The organism is Thermogemmatispora tikiterensis (assembly GCF_003268475.1).
In the GTDB taxonomy this organism is placed as follows: domain Bacteria; phylum Chloroflexota; class Ktedonobacteria; order Ktedonobacterales; family Ktedonobacteraceae; genus Thermogemmatispora; species Thermogemmatispora tikiterensis.
Window position 1 is genome coordinate 1,787,975 of record NZ_MCIF01000002.1, and the last position, 17,564, is coordinate 1,805,538.

Here is a 17,564-nt window from a genome sequence, read left to right on the forward strand (position 1 = left end):
CAGCGAGCGGAAAGCGTCTGCAGAGACTCGCGGCAAGTGAGGGAGGCGCCGTCTTCCTCTGAGACAGGTCCTCCCTCGTTGACTCAGCAACCGAGGTGCTTGGCAATGATCAGGCGTTGCACCTCGCTGGTCCCTTCTCCAATTTCGTTGACCTTGACGTTCCGCCAATAGCGTGAAACCGGGTACTCGTCCATGAAGCCGTAACCACCGTGGATCTGCACCGCCTGATCAGCCGCACGCTTGGCGGTCTCAGAAGCAAAGAGCTTGGCCATGGAGGCCTCAGCGCTATAGGGCTTCCCTTGCATCTGTAACCAGGCTGCCTTATAGTACATCAGCCGAGCCAGCTCAATCTCCATCGCCATGTCGGCCAGCTTCATCTGAATGGCCTGAAACTTGCTAATCGGCTGACCAAACTGCCGGCGCTGCTTGGCATAGCTAAGCGCCTCATCCAGGCAGGCTTGAGCCAGACCGACCGAGAGGGCCGCAATGGCCACCCGGCCCCCATCGAGAATCTGCATGAACTGCTTGAAACCCTCGCCGCGCTGGCCCAGCACATTTTCCTCGGGCACCTGACAATCTTCAAAGGTGAGGGGACGCGTATCGGAGGCTCGCCAGCCCATTTTACGATAGGGATTGCCAATGATGTAGCCGGGGGTACCACGCGGCACAATGAGATTGGTGATCTCACTGCGACCATCGGGCCGCGTCCCAGTAACTGCCGTAATGGTCACACCGCCACTGATGTCGGTGCCGGCGTTGGTAATGAAAGCCTTGGAGCCGTTGATATGCCAGTGGCCATCACGCAGGACAGCGCGTGTACGGGGATTGCCGGCATCGGAGCCGGCTTCTGGCTCAGTCATCCCAAAGGCCCACAGCTGCTGACCGCTCGCTAACGGCGGCAGGTAGCGCTCCTTCTGCTCTTTCGTCCCAAAGAGATAGAAAGGCATGGCCCCCAGCGAGGTGTGGGCCTCCATAGTAATCGCCACTGCGGCATCGCCACGGGCGATCTCCTCGATCGCAATACAATACGAGAGGAAATCAGCTCCTGCCCCACCATATTCCTCGGGAAACGGCAGCCCCAACAGCCCCAGCTCGCCCATCTTACGGATCAGGTCGTAGGGGAACTCCCCCGTGCGATCCATCTCTTCCGCACGCGGCTTGATCTCCTGCTCGGCGAACTCACGACAGGTATGGCGAATGGCAAGCTGCTCCTCGTTGAGCGAAAAGTCCATCGCAGCGACTCACTTTCCTTTCAGGGTTACTATGATTTGCCAAAGGGTCAGGCCAGAAGCCATGTGGCATACATCATAGCACAAAGCAGGACAGGAGGCGATAGCCTGCTGGCAAGCATCTGCTTGTGAGGCCACCCAGGCTCAGGGGAGCAAGCTGCCAGACCAGAGGAGAGAGAGAGAAAGAAGACCAGGCAGAAGAGAGAAGCAAGGGGGCAATCACAGCCGAGGCAGATTGTGGGGAAAAGTAAGCACGCGCGTTCCTCCCCTTGCTCGTTCGCGACCTCTCCTCTGCTGCCACAGCCGGTGGACAAGACGGAGCCACGCGAGCTTGCTCCCCACAGGCCCCACTGCACCGCCCCCTCCAGACAAGTGAGCTTGTAGACCCAGATCAGCCGTGACAAGGCTGCCTTCAGTTAATCTCCGCAGCCTCACCAGCGCGCGACTGTGGCGGCTGCTGCGAGGCTGCCGATCCATCTTCGACACTGGCGCCTACGCTCCGGCGCAAAGCTGGCACCATATCGAGCGCCTCCCAGGGAGCGTCGATATCGGTACGTCCGAAGTGCCCGTAGGCCGCCGTGGGGCGATAAATCGGACGGCGCAGATTCAGCTTCTGAATAATAGCCGCCGGGCGAAGATCAAAATGCTCATTAATGAGCCGGACCAACTCCTCGTTCGAGACCCGCCCAGTGCCAAAGGTATCGACAAAGAGCGAGAGGGGACGCGCCACCCCGATGGCATAGGAGATCTGCAGTTCCAGACGATCCGCCAGACCGGCAGCTACCAGATTTTTCGCAATATAGCGGGCCATGTAGGCCGCAGAGCGATCAACCTTAGTGGGATCTTTACCGCTGAAGGCGCCGCCACCGTGACGCGCCATACCGCCGTATGTATCGACAATAATCTTGCGCCCCGTCAGACCAGCATCGCCCATCGGTCCCCCAATCACAAAACGGCCCGTAGGATTGACCAGAATGCGCGTCCGCTCATCGAGCAGATGAGACGGAATGACGGGCTTGATCACATACTCCAGGACATCCTGGCGAATCTGCTCCTGATCGACGTACTCAGCATGCTGAGTCGAGACCACGACCGTATCAACGCGAACTGGACGTCCATACGCATACTGGACAGTGACCTGGCTCTTGCCATCGGGCCGTAGATAGGGCATCGGCCCATCACCAGCCCACGAGCGTCGGCGCACCTGCGCCAGCTGATGGGTCAACTTGTGAGCCAGACTGATCGGCAACGGCATCAGCTCGGGCGTCTCATTGCAGGCAAAGCCGATCATCATCCCCTGGTCGCCGGCGCCAATCTGCTCCAGCTCATCATCGGTCAACACCAGGCCGCTCTTGACCTCAGCCGAACGACTTACCCCCAGATCGATATCAGGGGACTGCTTGCCAATGGAGGTCACCACACCACAGGTGCGATAGTCAAAACCATATTCGGCATTAACATAGCCAACCTGCTCGATCGTCTTGCGCACCACTGCGGGCATATCAACCCAGGCAGAGGTCGTGATCTCACCGGCGATCAGGACCAGACCGGTAGTGGTCGCCGCCTCGCAGGCGACTCGGGCCAGAGGGTCCTGGGCCAGAATGGCGTCAAGGATGGCATCCGAAATCTGGTCGCACAGCTTGTCGGGATGCCCCTCGGTCACCGATTCGCTGGTAAAGAACAACTTTGGGCTGCTCATGAAGCTGCTCATGGTATTGCTCACCGAACACATTCCTCCTGACGAGAAAACTGGCACTCTCTGCCGCTTCTTTTTCTCTTTATCTGCCTGCTAATCGAGCAGGTCATGCACACACACTTCCTTAAGGAGACAAGCGATGTGGGGATCGATGCAGTGGTTGCAGCGGTGCGTAAGGCACAAAAAGACCCCTGGCAAGCAGGGGTCTAGCAACGTCACCTTGCTTATCCCCCTCATCTTGCGGAACGTTCCGCCGGAATTGGCACCCTTCCTGCTGCGCGGGCAGTGGCCACGGCGGCAGATGGGTTGCCGGGCTTCATCGGGCCGTTTCCCTCCACCTCTCTGGATGAGAGCAGATCTCACGCGAACGTATTCAATTGTAGGTGTGCTGTCTAGTAAGCGGACGCTGGACAAGGCACCACAGATGCTGATGCCTTCTGTCCAGAACAGGTCGGGTTTTTCTCAGTATATCGAAGAATGCTGCTGACTGTCAAGAGAGCGGGCCAGAAGGCCCGAGGCCCCGCCCCAATGGCTCAGGCTTAGGTACCCGCCTCCCAGGAATTGAGATACGATTGCTGCTCGGACGTCAGCGTATCGATGGCGACGTTCATAGCTTTCAGCTTGAGGCGCGCGATATCCTGGTCGATCTCCAACGGCAGCGTATAGACCCGCGGCTGCAGCTCGCTGGCATGCTTGAGCATATACTCGGCCCCCAGGGCCTGGTTGGCAAAGCTCATATCCATGACGCTGGCCGGATGGCCCTCAGCGGCAGCCAGATTGATCAGGCGTCCTTCACCAAGCAAATAGACCTGGCGCCCGTCGGCATAGGTATACTCATCGACGAAATCGCGGAGACGCCGCTTACGCACGGCCAGCTTCTCCAGCTCGGGAATATTGATCTCGTCATTGAAATGACCAGAATTGGCCAGCACGGCCCCGTCCTTGAGACGTTCGAGGTGAGGACGGTCGATTACATTGAGGTTGCCCGTCACAGTGATAAAGATATCGCCAATGGTGGCCGCCTCCAGAGAGGGCAGCACGCGGAAGCCATCCATTACCGCCTCCAGCGCGCGAATTGGGTCGACCTCCGTGACTACAACGTTGGCCCCCAGGCCGCGCGCACGCGCAGCTACGCCGCGCCCACACCAGCCGTAACCCAGGACGACAATCGTCCGCCCGGCCAGGAGCAGATTGGTCGCCCGAATGATGCCATCGAGCGTGCTCTGCCCCGTACCGTAGCGATTGTCAAAGAGATGCTTCGTATTCGACTCGTTGACAGCCAGCACCGGGTACTTGAGCACTCCCTGCTTCTCCATACTGCGCAGGCGGATCACCCCGGTCGTCGTCTCCTCCATTCCCCCAATGACCTGCCCGAGCAGCTCGCGGCGGCTGCTATGGAGGGTTGAGACCAGGTCGCAACCATCGTCCATCGTCAATTGCGGGCGATGATCAAGAGCCGCATGGATATGACGATAGTAGGTCTCCTCATCCTCGCCCTTAATGGCAAAGGTCGGAATCCCATATTCGCAGACTAGGGCCGCGGCCACGTCATCCTGCGTCGACAGCGGATTAGAGGCGCAGAGCACCAGATCAGCCCCCCCAGCCTGCAGCGTCAGGGCCAGATTGGCCGTCTCTGTGGTGATATGCAGGCAGCCCGCCATGCGGATACCTTTCAGCGGCTGCTCCCGGCTAAAGCGCTCGCGGATGAGGCGCAGCACGGGCATATCCCTCGCGGCCCATTCGATGCGCTCCTTTCCGCGCGGGGCCAGCGAGCGGTCCTTAACATCTCCCTGTGTCGATGTGGTCATAGACCCTCTTTCCCTTCTTCTCCTGTAGTTTAGTTAGTAATCTTGTGAAAGTTGCTTCTTCGCTCCTGCAGCCGCCTGCGAGCTGCAGCTAGCTTCTAGTCAGCTCAGGCCACGGCTCACCCCTGCAGGCGGGGCATAGCCTTCTACTCAGCCTGCGGTGGAGGTCTCCGACGAGCGCGAAGGTAACCAGTTGGGATCAAAGTGCGAGCAGGCCACCAGCGTCTGATAGCGGGCGGCGATATCTGCCAGCGTCAACTGCTGCAGGCGACGGATACTGAAATCCTCGCAGACAAACGAACCGAGGATATTGCCGTGCACCACCGCGCGCTTCAGGTCCTCAAAGCGATAGTGGCCATCTGGCTCCGGCTCTACCGTTGACAGGTAGCCCAACAAGCCCCCGGCGAAGGCGTCGCCGGCACCGGTTGGATCTACCACCTCCTCCAGAGGATAGGCGGGGGCGCTAAAATAGCTACCATCCTGACCAAAAAGTAAGGCGCCATAGCTGCCCTGCTTCACAATCACGTACTTCAGGCCCAGGCTGAAAAGCTGGCGGGTTCCGGCCACCACGCTTGAGCAACCGGTGTAGAGGCGCAACTCCTCCTCGCTCATCAGCATGATATCGACGCGCTTCATTACTTCTGTGAGCTGAGGACGCGCCGTATTGATCCAGAGATCCATCGAGTCCAAGACAGAGAGACGGACTCGCGGCATGGCATCCAGCACCTCCTGCTGCAGGCCGGGCTGGATGTTAGCCAGGAAGAGCAGTGAGCTATCGCGGTATTCAGGGGGAATGACCGCATGGAAATCAGCGTACACGCCAAGCTGTGTATCAAGCGTGTCGCGCACGTTCATATCGAGATGGTAGCGACCGAACCAGCGGAAAGTGCGACCCTGGCGCACCTGCAAGCCGGCGAGATTGATGGCCCGGCGGCGGAAAAACTCCAAATATTCCTGGGGGAAATCAGTGCCGACGACCGCCACCAGGTTGACTGGGCTATAGAGGGAAGCCGCCGTTGAGAAATAAGAAGCGGCCCCCCCGAGCACCTCTTCGACTCTGGCGAAGGGAGTCTCAACCGTATCCAGGGCCACCGAGCCGACAACGAGGATAGACGACGACACGTCCTCACAACCTCCATGCGAGAAAGAAATCAGTCTTTGGCTGACGAGCACGAGTACACCGGCAAGCTAGCGGCGGAGAGAGAAACCTGCTGTGGTGCTCGTCCACCAGTCAGCCCCAATTAGAAAGAGCGGGCAAGCGTCGCTCAGACAGGTGTGGCCCCGCTCAGATGCTCAATGACCCCATCCAGGAAGGCCAGGGTCTTACCGAACTTATCACGGGCCAGCTCGCGGGCCGGGGCCGTATTGAGCGACTGGTACAGCTCCACAAAGCGCTCCTCAATGTGGCGCAGGATCGCCGCCAGCACCTCACTGGTCACCGCTCGATTGGGATAGCGCGCGCCGAACTCGATGAGCGAAGTCACCACGGCCAGCCCACTGAGGCGCCCCAGCTTATCGGCGTCGTAGAGGATGCGCGTCTCCAGAGGAACCTTGCGACGCTGCTCGGCGGGCACCACCGTTGTATGGGCCAGAATGATCTGTTCCACCTTGCGAATGCGCTCCTCGGGGACATCCAACTCGCGCAAGAAATCGACGGCCAGCTCAGCGGACTTGATATGGTGGTCCTGAAAGCCATAGGTGGCCGTCGAGATATCATGCAGATAGGCGGCGATCGTCAGCGCCTCCATATCCAAATGAGCGGCCTCCTCATCCCCCCGAGCCTCCAGATCTAGCGCAAGCATCTTACAGTTTGCCACAACGGCGCTGACGTAGCGAAAACCTTCCTTGCCCAGCGTCTCCTCAGCATGCTGGGCCACAGCCTGCACAACGTCTGTCTCCATTACCTCTCTGCCTGCTTCTCGATAGGATGATGGTCATCTGCACAGAGGCCGCGCAGGGCTACGCTGTACGGAGCGCGCGCAACCCCTCTCTCGGTAATAATAGCACTTATATATGTATGAGGGGTCACATCAAAGGCCGGATTGGCTACAGAGATACCGTCGGGAGCGATGGAGATCCCACGGATGGCCGTGACCTCACGCGGGTCACGCTGCTCGATAGGAATCTCCTCCCCGGAAGGCAAATCAAGATCGATCGTAGAACAAGGAGCGACCACGTAGAAAGGAATACCATGCGCTTGAGCCAGTACTGCCAGACTGTAGGTTCCAATCTTATTGGCGACATCGCCGTTGGCTGCAATGCGGTCAGCTCCCACAAAGACGGCGGCGATCCGGCCCCGACGCATGAAATAGCCAGCCATATTGTCGGTGATCAGTGTGAAAGGCACACCTTCCTGCTGCAGCTCCCAGGCAGTGAGGCGCGCCCCCTGGAGCACCGGGCGCGTTTCGTCGACAAAGACATGAATGCGCTTGCCCGCCCGATGGGCCAGATACATCGGCGCCAGAGCCGTGCCCCAGCCCGCAGTGGCCAGAATTCCCGTGTTACAATGGGTCAGCAGCTGATCTCCATCAGCAATCAGAGCCTCGCCATAGCGGCCCATGCGCAGACAGGCCGCCCGGTCTTCAGCTGCAATGGCCTGCGCCTCTTCCAAGAGCCGGCGCCCCAAATCCCCAGGACGGCACCCAGCCCCGGCCAGCTGCCGAGCACATCCTAGCAAACGGCGAATGGCCCAGCTGAGATTGACCGCGGTGGGACGGGTGGCAGCAAGCAAGACTCCCGCCTCCTCAAGTCTGGCCAGAACCTCGGCGAGACTGACCTCGTCCCCCCGCTCTGCCAGCAGACGCCTGAACGCTAAGACCAGGCCAAAGGCCGCCGCCATGCCAATGGCAGGCGCGCCCCGCACCTTCAAGGCTTTGATTGCCTCTGCTACCTGCCGCTCATCTTCCAGGCGACTGTACACTACCTGCTGCGGCAAGAGCGTCTGGTCCAGTAACATCAGGGCACAGCCGCGCTCATCTTCCTGCCACCAGAGAGGACGGACACGCTGCACCGGCTCAGATTCGTGCTCCAGCCCCCCTGCAACCGTCGACATGCTCTCTTCTCTTCCTTCCTTCGTTAGCTAGCTTTGTGGAGATTGGACCCTCTTCCAATGGCTGATTCCTGCTGCTGTTATGGTATCATAATTGCCCCTCGCTGGCAAAAGAGGCCGCCCCCCAAATAGTACTAACATAAACAGAACCGTTTTCAACGAACCCGCTCAATATGCTAACATGATAAACAGCATACGAGAGCAGCAGTGTGAATAGCGCAATGCTACTAAGGTGTAGGTTTCCCGTTCCTCCCCCATGCTTGACCCTGCCCTGGCAGGCTCTGGCTATGAGCGAGGGACAACGAGATTCTAGCTATAGTCAACATCGAAGGGATGTCGCGCATGGCTAGGGCGGAAACGAAAGAGAGGACCTGGTCTTTCGATCAGATCTACGACGAGTATAAAACATCTATTTATAATTATGTGTACCATCTGGTAGGCGATCGCGAGCAGGCAGATGACCTGACTCAGGATACCTTCCTGAAGGCGTTCCGCGCTCTGCCGAAGATGGACAGCAATCTCAAGGTGTCGGCCTGGCTCTATCGTATTGCGACCAACACGGCTTATGACGCCCTGCGTCGTAAGAAGCTGATCGCCTGGCTTCCCTGGCAGGACCTCGAACACGAGCCAGCCGATGTGGAGAGCGCTGATCCACAGGAGGTCTATACGACGACCGAGCTGGTGCGCGCCGCCCTGCGACGTATGCCCCAGCAATATCGGGCCGCCTTGCTGCTCTATACTCAGGAAGGGTTCTCCTACAGTGAGATCGCTCAGGCCCTCAACATCGCCGAGAGCGGTGTGAAGATGTATCTGTCGCGCGCGCGTCAGTCGTTCCGGGAACACTATAAGGCGTTAGAGCGAGGGGCCGGCTCTAAGTAACTCCGCCGCAGGAAGGTGATGATCCGGCACTGTCAGCCAGGCAGGGAAGGGCGCATCACTCCACACGATGTTTTCGCCTTTCTGTCCCCTTGGCCATTGCTGGCATCCCCTGCCCTGCCGCTGCTCTCACTGTTGGCGCTATTCATGGCGGGATGCTCTCTTCGTCCACCTGTTTCCCTGCGTCATCCTGCCCTGCGGCATCACCGGCAGCCCTCGCTCGCCTCTCTTTCCGTCGCTTGCCTCCTTCTTCTCACTGTCCTCCGCTGCAACCTGCGCCAACCAACCTTCTTAGGCGCCACGAGTATAATGTAGTAGTGGTGGGTCCCAGGCACTTCTCAAGAACCAGGGGCGGATTCGCAGTGCGAACTGAATAGGTTAGGAGGGATGTCATGCTACGAGCTTGGGGTCTCAGTAAATATTTGAAGCATGCCGCGACACGCGCCGCACCGATCTTGCTGACCTCGCCTGCCGCTGCTTCTTCCCCGAGGCTGGAGCGCACCGCTGCCACGGATACGGCGATGCGAGGTGAGCTGCATTCAGATGTCTATTTTCGCGCGCTTCCCGAGGCGGCCAGGCCCGAAATTATTTCTCAGCTCGATCGCCGCGAACGCCTGGTCTTTCTGCTGCTGAATGGGAAACGAAGCCTGAGCGAGATCGCTCGTCTCGTCCACCGCGATGAGCAAGATGTGGCCTGTACTGTGGCTCGCTTGCTTCGCAGCGGCTATGTGGAACATATCGAGGATGATACCGCCCCAGCCAGAGCTGGCACAGCGGTCACCCCGCTAACACAGGCTCCCTCTCATCCGTTATAATAAAGGAGCCTGAAAGGATGGCGGAGCGTGGCCAGGTAGGTCCACCCGCAAGTGACGGTCAGCAAAAGAAGCAGAGCAAGGCCACTCATGGCCTTGCCGGCCTGGACGTCCTTCTGATTCGTGGGGTGCTATAGCCTCCTTTCAGCGGAGCTGACTGCCCACCTCGCCGCGCTGCCCATGTCGCTGGGGTTGGCCAGGCCAGCACCAGCTCTTTTGCCAGCGCGGTACGTGGAGGGGAGGACGAATCGGATCCCGCCCTCCCCTTATCTATTGCTGAGGCTTGTGCTCGCATGCGTGCAATGGTGCATTCTTTGGGCGCTAAACTGATTCTGGCGGCGGGGTTGATCTGCCTCCTTTGCCTGAGCCTGTTCCTGGCTCTGAGCTGGCCTCTGCTCTCTTATTTCTCAGCTCATCAGACGGCTTTCCCCCATGTCTGGCTGGCACTTGCTTCTTTGCTGCTCTTTACCTGCGCCCCTGGCTTCCTGCTCCTCAGCATTGCCGTTCGCCAGCTCGTCAATCGCCCCCTCTCTGAGCTGCTGAGCCGGGTAGAGCAGAGTCTGCGCCTGCCGCTCTCGCTGCCTCCCCGCACACCTTCCGCTACGTCGTCAGGGCCTCCATCGACTTTATCTCCGGGCGACGAGTTAGGAGCGCTCTCTCAGGCTTTTCAGCAGCTCGCCTCGGCCCTGGCGCATCAGGATGCTGAAAGTCGCTTGTTGACACGGCAGCTGAGCGACCTGCTGAGTATGAGCGATGCTCTGATTTCAACGCTCAACCTGGAGCACCTCCTGGCCGAGATCGTTTCTCGCCTCGGGGTCATTATGCAGGTGCGCCAGGTCTCGCTCTTGCTCTATGGGCGGGATCAGCCTGCCCCGTGGGCGGTGGCTTTGTGGAGCAACGACCCCCCGCGCACCGAGCCTTTGACTGGCGAGACGTCGCGCCAGGGTCAGGTACGCGTCTATACAGACCCACGCGCTGATATCACGCTGGCAGCTACCACGAAAATGGCGGCGCTACCACGTCCGATGCCCCCAGCCCCCCGGCGGCGAGTGATCCGTCCACCACGCCTGCAGGCCGCCGTTGCTCGTGTGGAGCCTCCTCATCCTCGCATCCCTCATGAGGCGCTCCGTGAGCTGGACCTGTTGCTTGCTCGTATGGCCATGCAGAAACAGAAAATCGCCTATGGAGAGGACGTGCAGGCTATCTACCAGGAGCGTCAGGAGCGCTGGGCCCGGCTGGCGCTAGAGGCTGGCTATGGGGCGGTGATCGCCACACCCCTCCTGTTGCAAGACGAGACGATCGGGGCGATTATGCTCTACTCCGAGCGCCCCTATCAACTGACTCAGCGCGATACCTTCCTGTTGAGTACGGCGGCCATCCAGGCAGCGATGGCCATCCAGGATGCCCTGCTCTTCGCCGAGGTCAAGGAGAAGAATGTCGCTCTGGAACGCGCGAATCAGTTGAAGTCACAGTTCCTGGCCACGGTCACCCATGAGCTACGCGCTCCCCTGCACAGTATTATCAGCTATGGCTCATTGCTGGTAGATGGCTTTGTCGAGGGAGCGCTGACGCCGGAGCAAGAAGAGCATATCCGCTTTATGATCCGCCGGGCCGAGGATCTGTCGCACCTGGTCGATGACATGCTTGATCTCTCAAAGATCGAGGCTGATCGCCTGGAGGTGCGCCTTGAGCCATTGGCTATTGAGGGCTGCTTGCGCGAGGTGGTGGATCAACTGAGGCCATTGGCTTTCGCTCGCGACCTGACCTTGCAGCTGGAGCTGCCCGAGGAGTTGCCGCGAGTTCTGGCCGATAGCTACCGTCTGCGCCAGGTATTGGTCAATATGGTCTCCAACGCCATTAAGTTCACCGAGCGCGGTGGCATTACCATCCGTTGCAGTCTCCTGGAACGCTATGATATGCTGCGTATTGCTGTGCATGATAGCGGGATCGGTATCTCGCCGGCAGCGCTGGAATACATCTTCGAGGCATTCCGCCAAGCCGATAGTAGCACAGCGCGCAAGTTTGGAGGCACTGGCCTGGGCCTGACAATTGCCCGCAAGCTCGTCGAACTGCAGGGTGGTGAGGTCTTCGTGGAAAGTATGCCGGGGCGTGGCTCGATTTTTTCCTTTGTGCTTCCCCTGGCAGCTAGCCCGAAGCTCCAGAGCCGCTCATGAGTCCGAACGAGCCAGTCAGGTCAATGCTGTCTGCTCTGCCCATGCCAGCCACCTCTCGTTTCTCCAAGACAAGCATCTAGGATGACAGTGACGGTCGATGACGATGGATACCGGTGCATCTTCCACAGGACGTGAGGCCACAATTCTGATTATCGAGAACGATCCTTCTGACCGCCTTCTGCTAGAGAAGGTCCTCTCTTCCCGCGGCTACCGCTGCCTTTCAGTGACGCATGGCCGCGAAGCGCTGGACTTGCTGGACCGGGTGCAGGTCGATTTGATCCTCACGGACCTGCTGATGCCCGTCCTCGATGGGCAACGCACGGCTCAATTGATCCGCTCCCGCCCGGGCATGGAGAGAGTGCCAATCGTGGCTGTCACGGCCTACCCTCCCGATGAGGCCCGCGGCTCGGGTCCCGGTGGCTACGATGAGTACTTATTGAAGCCCTTTAAGCCGCGTCAGTTGTTGGATCTGGTTGAGCGCTTGCTAGGTTCTTGGACCTCATAAGATGATGACTTTTGCGCAAAGGAGCCAGTGAGATTGTGGAGACTGTAGAACTCGATCTTCGACTGACTAATGAGCCTGTCACAGAGATTGCCTGCGAGGCACTCGTGGTCAGTGCGGGTCGTCCCCGTGGGAGCGAGCAGGCCCGCCTGAGTGCCCCTGGCCAACTGGTGGATGCCCGCCTGGAGGGCCTGCTGCAGGAAAGCTGCGCCCGCGGCGAGATCAAAGGCCACAGCGGGGAGATTACGACTTTCTATACGCCGGGCAAGTTAGCCGCCAGGCGTGTGATTGTGCTCGGGCTTGGCGATCTGGAGCGCGATGCAACGCGTACCCTGCGGCGAGCCTGCGCAACCCTGGCTCGCCAGCTCCAGGAGAAAGGCGCGCGGCGTGTGGTTCTGGCCATCGATGTAATCAGCCTTCAGCCCGAACCAGGCTCGCCACAGGCATTGACAACGCTGGCGGCCCTGCAAGCCCAGGTGGAAGGCTTCCTTCTCGGACTCTACCGCTTCAGTCGCTATCGTAGCAATGGAGGCAGCGAGTATGAACCGGCTATCCGCGAGCTGCTGTTACAGGTTGGGCCAGCGCAGGCAGCTTACGATAGCAGCACGCTTGAGGCCGCCCTGCAGCGGGGTCGCATTTTGGCCGAGGCGACCAACTTCGCGCGCGATCTGGTTAACGAGCCTCCCAATATTCTGACGCCCGGCGAGCTGGTGCGCCGCGCCCGCAGCATGGCCGAAACATGGGGCCTGGCCTGTGAGGTGCTGGAGCGCCCCCAGATGGAAGAGCTGGGCATGGGGGGCTTGCTGGCTGTCTCGCGTGGGAGCAGTGAACCGCCCTACCTGGCTATTCTGCGCTATCGCGGCGCGCCAGAGCAGGCTGGTGGCCTGGCACTGGTCGGTAAAGGGATCACTTTCGATAGCGGCGGCCTCTCCTTGAAAAGCGCTGACGGTATGGTGACCATGAAGGGAGATATGGCCGGAGCCGCTGCCGTGCTGGGGGCGATCCAGGCAATCGCTCGCCTTAAACCAGCCCTGAATGTGACGGTCCTCGTTCCCACCAGCGAAAATATGCCTGATGGGCACTCTTACCGGCCAGGCGATATCTTGCGCATCATGAACGGCAAGACCATTGAAATCGTCAACACGGACGCAGAGGGAAGGCTCATCCTGGCCGATGCCATGTCCTACGCTGCGCGCGAGGGACTGACCCCGATCATCGATGTCGCAACGCTCACCGGCGGTATCGTGGTGGCCCTGGGACATGTCTACACAGGTCTCTTCAGCAATGATACGCGTTTGAGCGAAGAACTCATTGCCGCGGGCGAGGCTGTGGGAGAGAAGCTGTGGCGTCTCCCACTGGACGATGAGTACGGCGAGCAGATTAAGAGTGAGGTGGCAGATATCAAGCAGACAGGGGGGCGTCCCGCCTCCTCGATTACTGCCGCCAAGGTCTTGGAACACTTCGCCGGTTCGGCGGCCTGGGCGCATCTGGACATCGCCGGCACGAGCTTTGTGGACAGCCCCAAGCCTTATCAAGAGAAGGGCGCCACGGGGGTCGCGGTGCGAACGCTGGCCGAATTCATCATGAGGCGTGCCGCCGCTCAAAGCTGAGCTGAACAGCTGTGCCTGGCTGTACAGTCGCGCGAACAGCGTGATATACTCTTGGCATGAAGATTCGTGTACGCTACTTTGCGGGATTACGCGAGATCGTGGGTCAGGACGCCGAGACTCTGACGGTGCCCGAGGGGACGGACGTCGCTGGAGCACGGGCCTTGCTTAGCGCTCGCCATTCCCGCTTGCAGCCAATCCTGGAGCGCTCGCTGTGCGCAGTGAATCGCGAATATGTCCCCGCGGACCGGGTGCTGCAGGAAGACGATGAGCTGGTCTTTATTCCACCGCTCGGGGGTGGGGCAGCCTGAGGCTGCCAGCAAGCAGCCAACCCACCCCCGGACAGGGGGAGAGTTTCTACCTGGCAGGATGGGCCTATGGAGCCGGTGATTCAGATTACGCGCGAGCCGCTGAATCGCGAGGCGCTGCTGGCCGCGGTGGCCGCGCCCGAGGTTGGCGGCATTGTCATTTTTGAGGGAGTGGTGCGCAATCACGCACGCGGCAAACAGATCCGCTATCTGGAGTACGATGCCTACCCCGAGATGGCCGAGCAGCAGATTCGGCGCATTGTGGAGGAGGCCCGCCAACGCTGGGGGGCAGAGCGGGTAGCAGTCGCTCACCGCCTTGGCCGGGTAGAGATTGGCGAGGCCAGCGTGATTATCGTGGTCGCAACGCCACACCGCGCCGAAGCCTTTGAAGCCTGCCGCTACATCATTGACACGCTCAAGACCACCGTTCCAATCTGGAAGAAAGAGGTCAGCCTCGACGGAGAAGCCTGGGTAGAAGGCTAAGCTGAGTTGAACGGCGGTGCACGTCGACAGGCCCAGAGCGGAGGGAGCTGGCCCAGGCTGGCCTGGGCGTGATCCTGCTCCATGCCTGGATAACCAGCTCCAAGACCAGTTTTAGACCAGTCAGCTAATCAGGAAGCATGTTCCTGATCCTTTCGCGCTGCTGATCATCTCCACCGACTCCGCCTTCATTCCTTCCTGTCGAGGAGGGCGAGATCAGGAGCAGCCCATCACCATCAGTGGGTGGGGCAAGCCGGTTTCTCTTCTCTGTCAGCTGAGCAGGGGCGCAGAGGTCAGGAGGCCATCCCAGGCTCATTTCTATGGTAGAATATTACATAACAATAGAAGAGAGAGGAAAGCGCCTCTCTTCTGACCAGACTGTTGCATGCAGGCAAAGGACTGGCTGAAAAGCACCCCCGGTCTCTCAACGGATGGGGGATACTCCTTGAAGCCTTCTGCTACTGTCTCCCGACAGTCCTCAAGGAGTTTGATCGGAGGCTGCTGATGAATCTCTTTGAGAAGCAGGCACAGCTTCACCAATTCTTCGCCCAGAATCCCGTCAATGCCGCGTATCTGACAGGCGTACTGAAGGGACGCACGACCTTTGGGGAACTGAGCGATATCGATATTGCCATTCTCCTGATGGACCAGGTGCGCTCGGATCAGTTCCTCGACTATCAGCTTTACTTTTTCAGCGAGCTGGCCCGGCGCCTGGAGACCGAGAATATTGATGTCATGATCCTGAATCAGGCCTCGTTGCTGCTCAAGCTGCAAGTGATCAAGTACGGCCAGGTTCTCTACAGCCGCGATGAGAAGCGGCGCATTATGTTTGAGACCAAGGCAGTCATGGACTATCTGGACTTCAAGCGCTTCGACGAAATTCAGAATCAGGCCCTGAGCCGCCGCTTGCAGCAGCAACTGCTGCCGATAGATAAGGACCTGGTACAGCGTCACCTGCAGCAGCTGAGCGAGGCTATCGGCATTTTGCGCGGTCTGGGGGAGACGCAGCGCGAGGAGTTCACCAGCGATTACCGCATCTATGGCCTGGCAGAGCGCTACCTTCAGCTTGCCATTGAAGCCTGCCTGCAGATCTGCAGCATCCTGGTCGCCTCTTTCGGCCTGCGCCGACCCGAGGACTACCATGAACTACTGAGCATCGTGGCGGCCCAGCAGCTGATACCCAAGACGCTCGCCTATCGCCTGGAAGTTCTGACAAATCTGCGCGATGCCCTTATCCGCGATCCCAGCACGCTGAACCGTGATCTGCTCTATGACCACATCCGACAGCGCCTGGATGACCTGGAGAGCTTCGCCGAGACGATCAAAGGTCGCCTGGAACCATAGCAGCGCAGCGAACCGCGGGCGCAGCAGACCGGAGCCACCCGTTCCCCAGGGAACGGGTCCGTTGTAATGGGCGGCGCGTTGCACCGCGCTGCACCGTGCCGCATCGCGCCGCTTCTCTCCCTTCCTGCCTGTCTGAATGGTGCTGAGTGAGGGAAGAACGAGACCAGCCAGGGGCTAGAGAGCCTCACTGGCCTGACGCAGCTCGCTTGCCTGGGCAAGGATTTCGCGTGCCTCGTCGGGTCGCCCCATCTCCTGGTAGATCTGAGCCAGGGTCTCATAAGCCAGCACCAGCGAGGGGTCCAGAGCTATGGCCTGTCGGGCCATCTCAACCGCCTCATTGTAGCGTTTGACTTCGCGATAGGTATCAGCCAGATCGTTGTAGTAGTCGGCATTGAGGGGGTCGGATTCGATGGCATTCTCGTAGTTCTCGATGGCCTCCTGATAGCGTCCGAGGGCGTCGTAGGCAGTAGCCAGCTGATAGTATCCCTCTGCGTCATCTTCGAAGCGCCGGAGAAGGTCGCTGGCCGTTGCGATGGCTTCTTCATAGCGGCCCAGAGCGTTGTAGGCATCGGCGAGGCCGGCATAGGCCGCTGCCAGCTCTTCCTCCTGCAGATTATCGGCGGCAGCGATCAGCTCCTGATAGGCGCTGGCAGCCTCCTCATAGCGCTCAGCTTCCATACAGGTCTCTGCCAGGCCGAAGCGGGCACTCTGAAGCTGAGGATCAAGTTCCAGGGCGCGACGATAGGCCTGCAGCGCGGCCTCCGTCTGCCCTTGCAGTGAGCGCCAGTACGCAAGCCGTTCCCAGGCAGTAGCGTCTTCTGGGGCCAGGCCCACAATACGCTCATAGGTTTGGGCAGCTTGATCACGCTCGCCCATCTGCTCATAGACCTGGGCCAACACATCGTAAGCCGCTCGATCGTCGGGTGCCAGGGCCAGCATCTGGTTAGCGACCGAGAGGGCCTCATCGTAGCGCCGCATATCGAGGTAGATGGAGGCCAGCTCACCGTAGCGCGCGGGATCAGCAGGGTTCTCATCGATCTCCGCCTCCTGAGCCATGAGCCGACGTAGCTGGTCATTGATGCGCCCACGTACGTCGCGCAGGTTCGCAGAGGCCAGAGGATGATCAGGATTGAGGATGAGCGCCTGCCGATAGGCCTGTACCGCATCCTGATAGAGGTTTTGGAGGCGGTAGGCATCGCCCAGACTGACATAGAGTTCATCGTTCTCAGGATCGATCTCCAGAGCCTGCTGGAAGGTCTCGATAGCCTCCTCATAGAGGCCCAGCTCGCTATAGAGATGGCCCAGGTTAACATAGGCCTCAATCAGACCAGGATCAAGATCGATGGCGCGTCGATAGCCAGCAATGGCCAGCTCTCGATCACCGAGATATTGCTGTGCTAAGGCAAGGTTGTAACGCGAGCGGGCACTGTCGGGATTGGCCGCCACCGCTCGCTCAAAAGCGGCCACCGCCTGCTCATAGTCGCCGGCGCGCGCCGCCTCGTTGCCGCGATCGGTCCACTCCTGCTCCTCACGACGGCGAACATCCGCCGTGCCGTTCTGAGCAGCAGCCCCCGACTCAGCAGCCCCTTCTCTTTCTGGTATGTCTTCCATCAGTAGCTACCCTTCTTAATTGCTCATCAGAGTGTGCTTGACTAACAGTGGTCAACAGCGTAAGGCTCTAC

Annotated in this window: 15 protein-coding genes and 1 riboswitch; of the genes, 8 read left to right on the forward strand and 7 right to left on the reverse strand. The window is 59.7% G+C overall.

Annotation, left to right across the window (positions count from 1 at the left end; genetic code table 11):
- Positions 1-83: 83 nt before the first annotated feature.
- The 6 genes from A4R35_RS07175 to mtnA all read right to left on the reverse strand — a co-directional run bounded on the left by A4R35_RS07175 (position 84) and on the right by mtnA (position 7,782).
- Complete coding sequence (locus tag A4R35_RS07175) at positions 84-1,232, reverse strand: acyl-CoA dehydrogenase (RefSeq protein WP_112427918.1); 1,149 nt, start codon at positions 1,230-1,232, stop codon at positions 84-86.
- A gap of 409 nt (positions 1,233-1,641) precedes the next feature.
- Positions 1,642-2,940 (reverse strand): methionine adenosyltransferase, encoded by a 1,299-nt coding sequence (gene metK / locus A4R35_RS07180; protein WP_317616015.1) that lies wholly within the window; start codon positions 2,938-2,940, stop codon positions 1,642-1,644.
- A 215-nt stretch (positions 2,941-3,155) separates the two neighbouring features.
- Positions 3,156-3,278: riboswitch (SAM riboswitch) on the reverse strand.
- Between the two features lie 186 nt (positions 3,279-3,464).
- Positions 3,465-4,733 carry an adenosylhomocysteinase gene (ahcY, locus tag A4R35_RS07185; protein WP_112427920.1) on the reverse strand — a complete coding sequence of 423 codons (1,269 nt, stop codon included), beginning with the start codon at positions 4,731-4,733 and terminating at the stop codon, positions 3,465-3,467.
- 147 nt (positions 4,734-4,880) lie between these two features.
- Positions 4,881-5,852, reverse strand: a complete 972-nt coding sequence (locus tag A4R35_RS07190; RefSeq protein ID WP_112427922.1) for a PfkB family carbohydrate kinase — start codon at positions 5,850-5,852, stop codon at positions 4,881-4,883.
- Positions 5,853-5,995: 143 nt separating this feature from the next.
- The gene (locus A4R35_RS07195; RefSeq protein ID WP_112427924.1) at positions 5,996-6,631 is read right to left on the reverse strand and encodes an HD domain-containing protein; all 636 of its coding nucleotides are present in this window, start codon (positions 6,629-6,631) and stop codon (positions 5,996-5,998) included.
- Complete coding sequence (gene mtnA / locus A4R35_RS07200; RefSeq protein ID WP_112427926.1) at positions 6,631-7,782, reverse strand: S-methyl-5-thioribose-1-phosphate isomerase; 1,152 nt, start codon at positions 7,780-7,782, stop codon at positions 6,631-6,633. Before mtnA ends, A4R35_RS07195 begins: the two co-directional genes overlap by 1 nt.
- 339 nt (positions 7,783-8,121) lie before the next feature.
- Between mtnA and A4R35_RS07205 the strand changes: the two genes are divergently transcribed.
- The 8 genes from A4R35_RS07205 to hepT all read left to right on the forward strand — a co-directional run bounded on the left by A4R35_RS07205 (position 8,122) and on the right by hepT (position 15,882).
- On the forward strand, positions 8,122-8,658 hold the full coding sequence (locus A4R35_RS07205; protein WP_189361457.1) for an RNA polymerase sigma factor: 537 nt from the start codon (positions 8,122-8,124) through the stop codon (positions 8,656-8,658).
- Between the two features lie 389 nt (positions 8,659-9,047).
- Positions 9,048-9,470, forward strand: a complete 423-nt coding sequence (locus A4R35_RS07210) for a hypothetical protein (protein ID WP_112427930.1) — start codon at positions 9,048-9,050, stop codon at positions 9,468-9,470.
- A 311-nt stretch (positions 9,471-9,781) separates the two neighbouring features.
- Positions 9,782-11,641, forward strand: coding sequence for a sensor histidine kinase (locus A4R35_RS07215; protein ID WP_189361459.1), 1,860 nt, complete (start codon positions 9,782-9,784; stop codon positions 11,639-11,641).
- Positions 11,642-11,738: 97 nt separating this feature from the next.
- Entirely contained in the window at positions 11,739-12,146 is a 408-nt protein-coding gene (locus tag A4R35_RS07220; protein ID WP_112427934.1) for a response regulator, read from the forward strand.
- 35 nt (positions 12,147-12,181) lie between these two features.
- Complete coding sequence (locus A4R35_RS07225) at positions 12,182-13,753, forward strand: leucyl aminopeptidase (protein ID WP_189361460.1); 1,572 nt, start codon at positions 12,182-12,184, stop codon at positions 13,751-13,753.
- Positions 13,754-13,809: 56 nt separating this feature from the next.
- Positions 13,810-14,061, forward strand: coding sequence for a molybdopterin converting factor subunit 1 (gene moaD, locus A4R35_RS07230; RefSeq protein ID WP_112427938.1), 252 nt, complete (start codon positions 13,810-13,812; stop codon positions 14,059-14,061).
- Between the two features lie 66 nt (positions 14,062-14,127).
- Positions 14,128-14,541 (forward strand): molybdenum cofactor biosynthesis protein MoaE, encoded by a 414-nt coding sequence (locus tag A4R35_RS07235; RefSeq protein ID WP_112427940.1) that lies wholly within the window; start codon positions 14,128-14,130, stop codon positions 14,539-14,541.
- A 501-nt stretch (positions 14,542-15,042) separates the two neighbouring features.
- Positions 15,043-15,882 (forward strand): type VII toxin-antitoxin system HepT family RNase toxin, encoded by an 840-nt coding sequence (gene hepT / locus A4R35_RS07240; protein WP_112427942.1) that lies wholly within the window; start codon positions 15,043-15,045, stop codon positions 15,880-15,882.
- A 174-nt stretch (positions 15,883-16,056) separates the two neighbouring features.
- Here the strand turns inward: hepT and A4R35_RS07245 are convergent, their stop codons facing one another.
- Positions 16,057-17,493, reverse strand: a complete 1,437-nt coding sequence (locus tag A4R35_RS07245) for a tetratricopeptide repeat protein (protein WP_112427944.1) — start codon at positions 17,491-17,493, stop codon at positions 16,057-16,059.
- Positions 17,494-17,564: the final 71 nt, after the last annotated feature.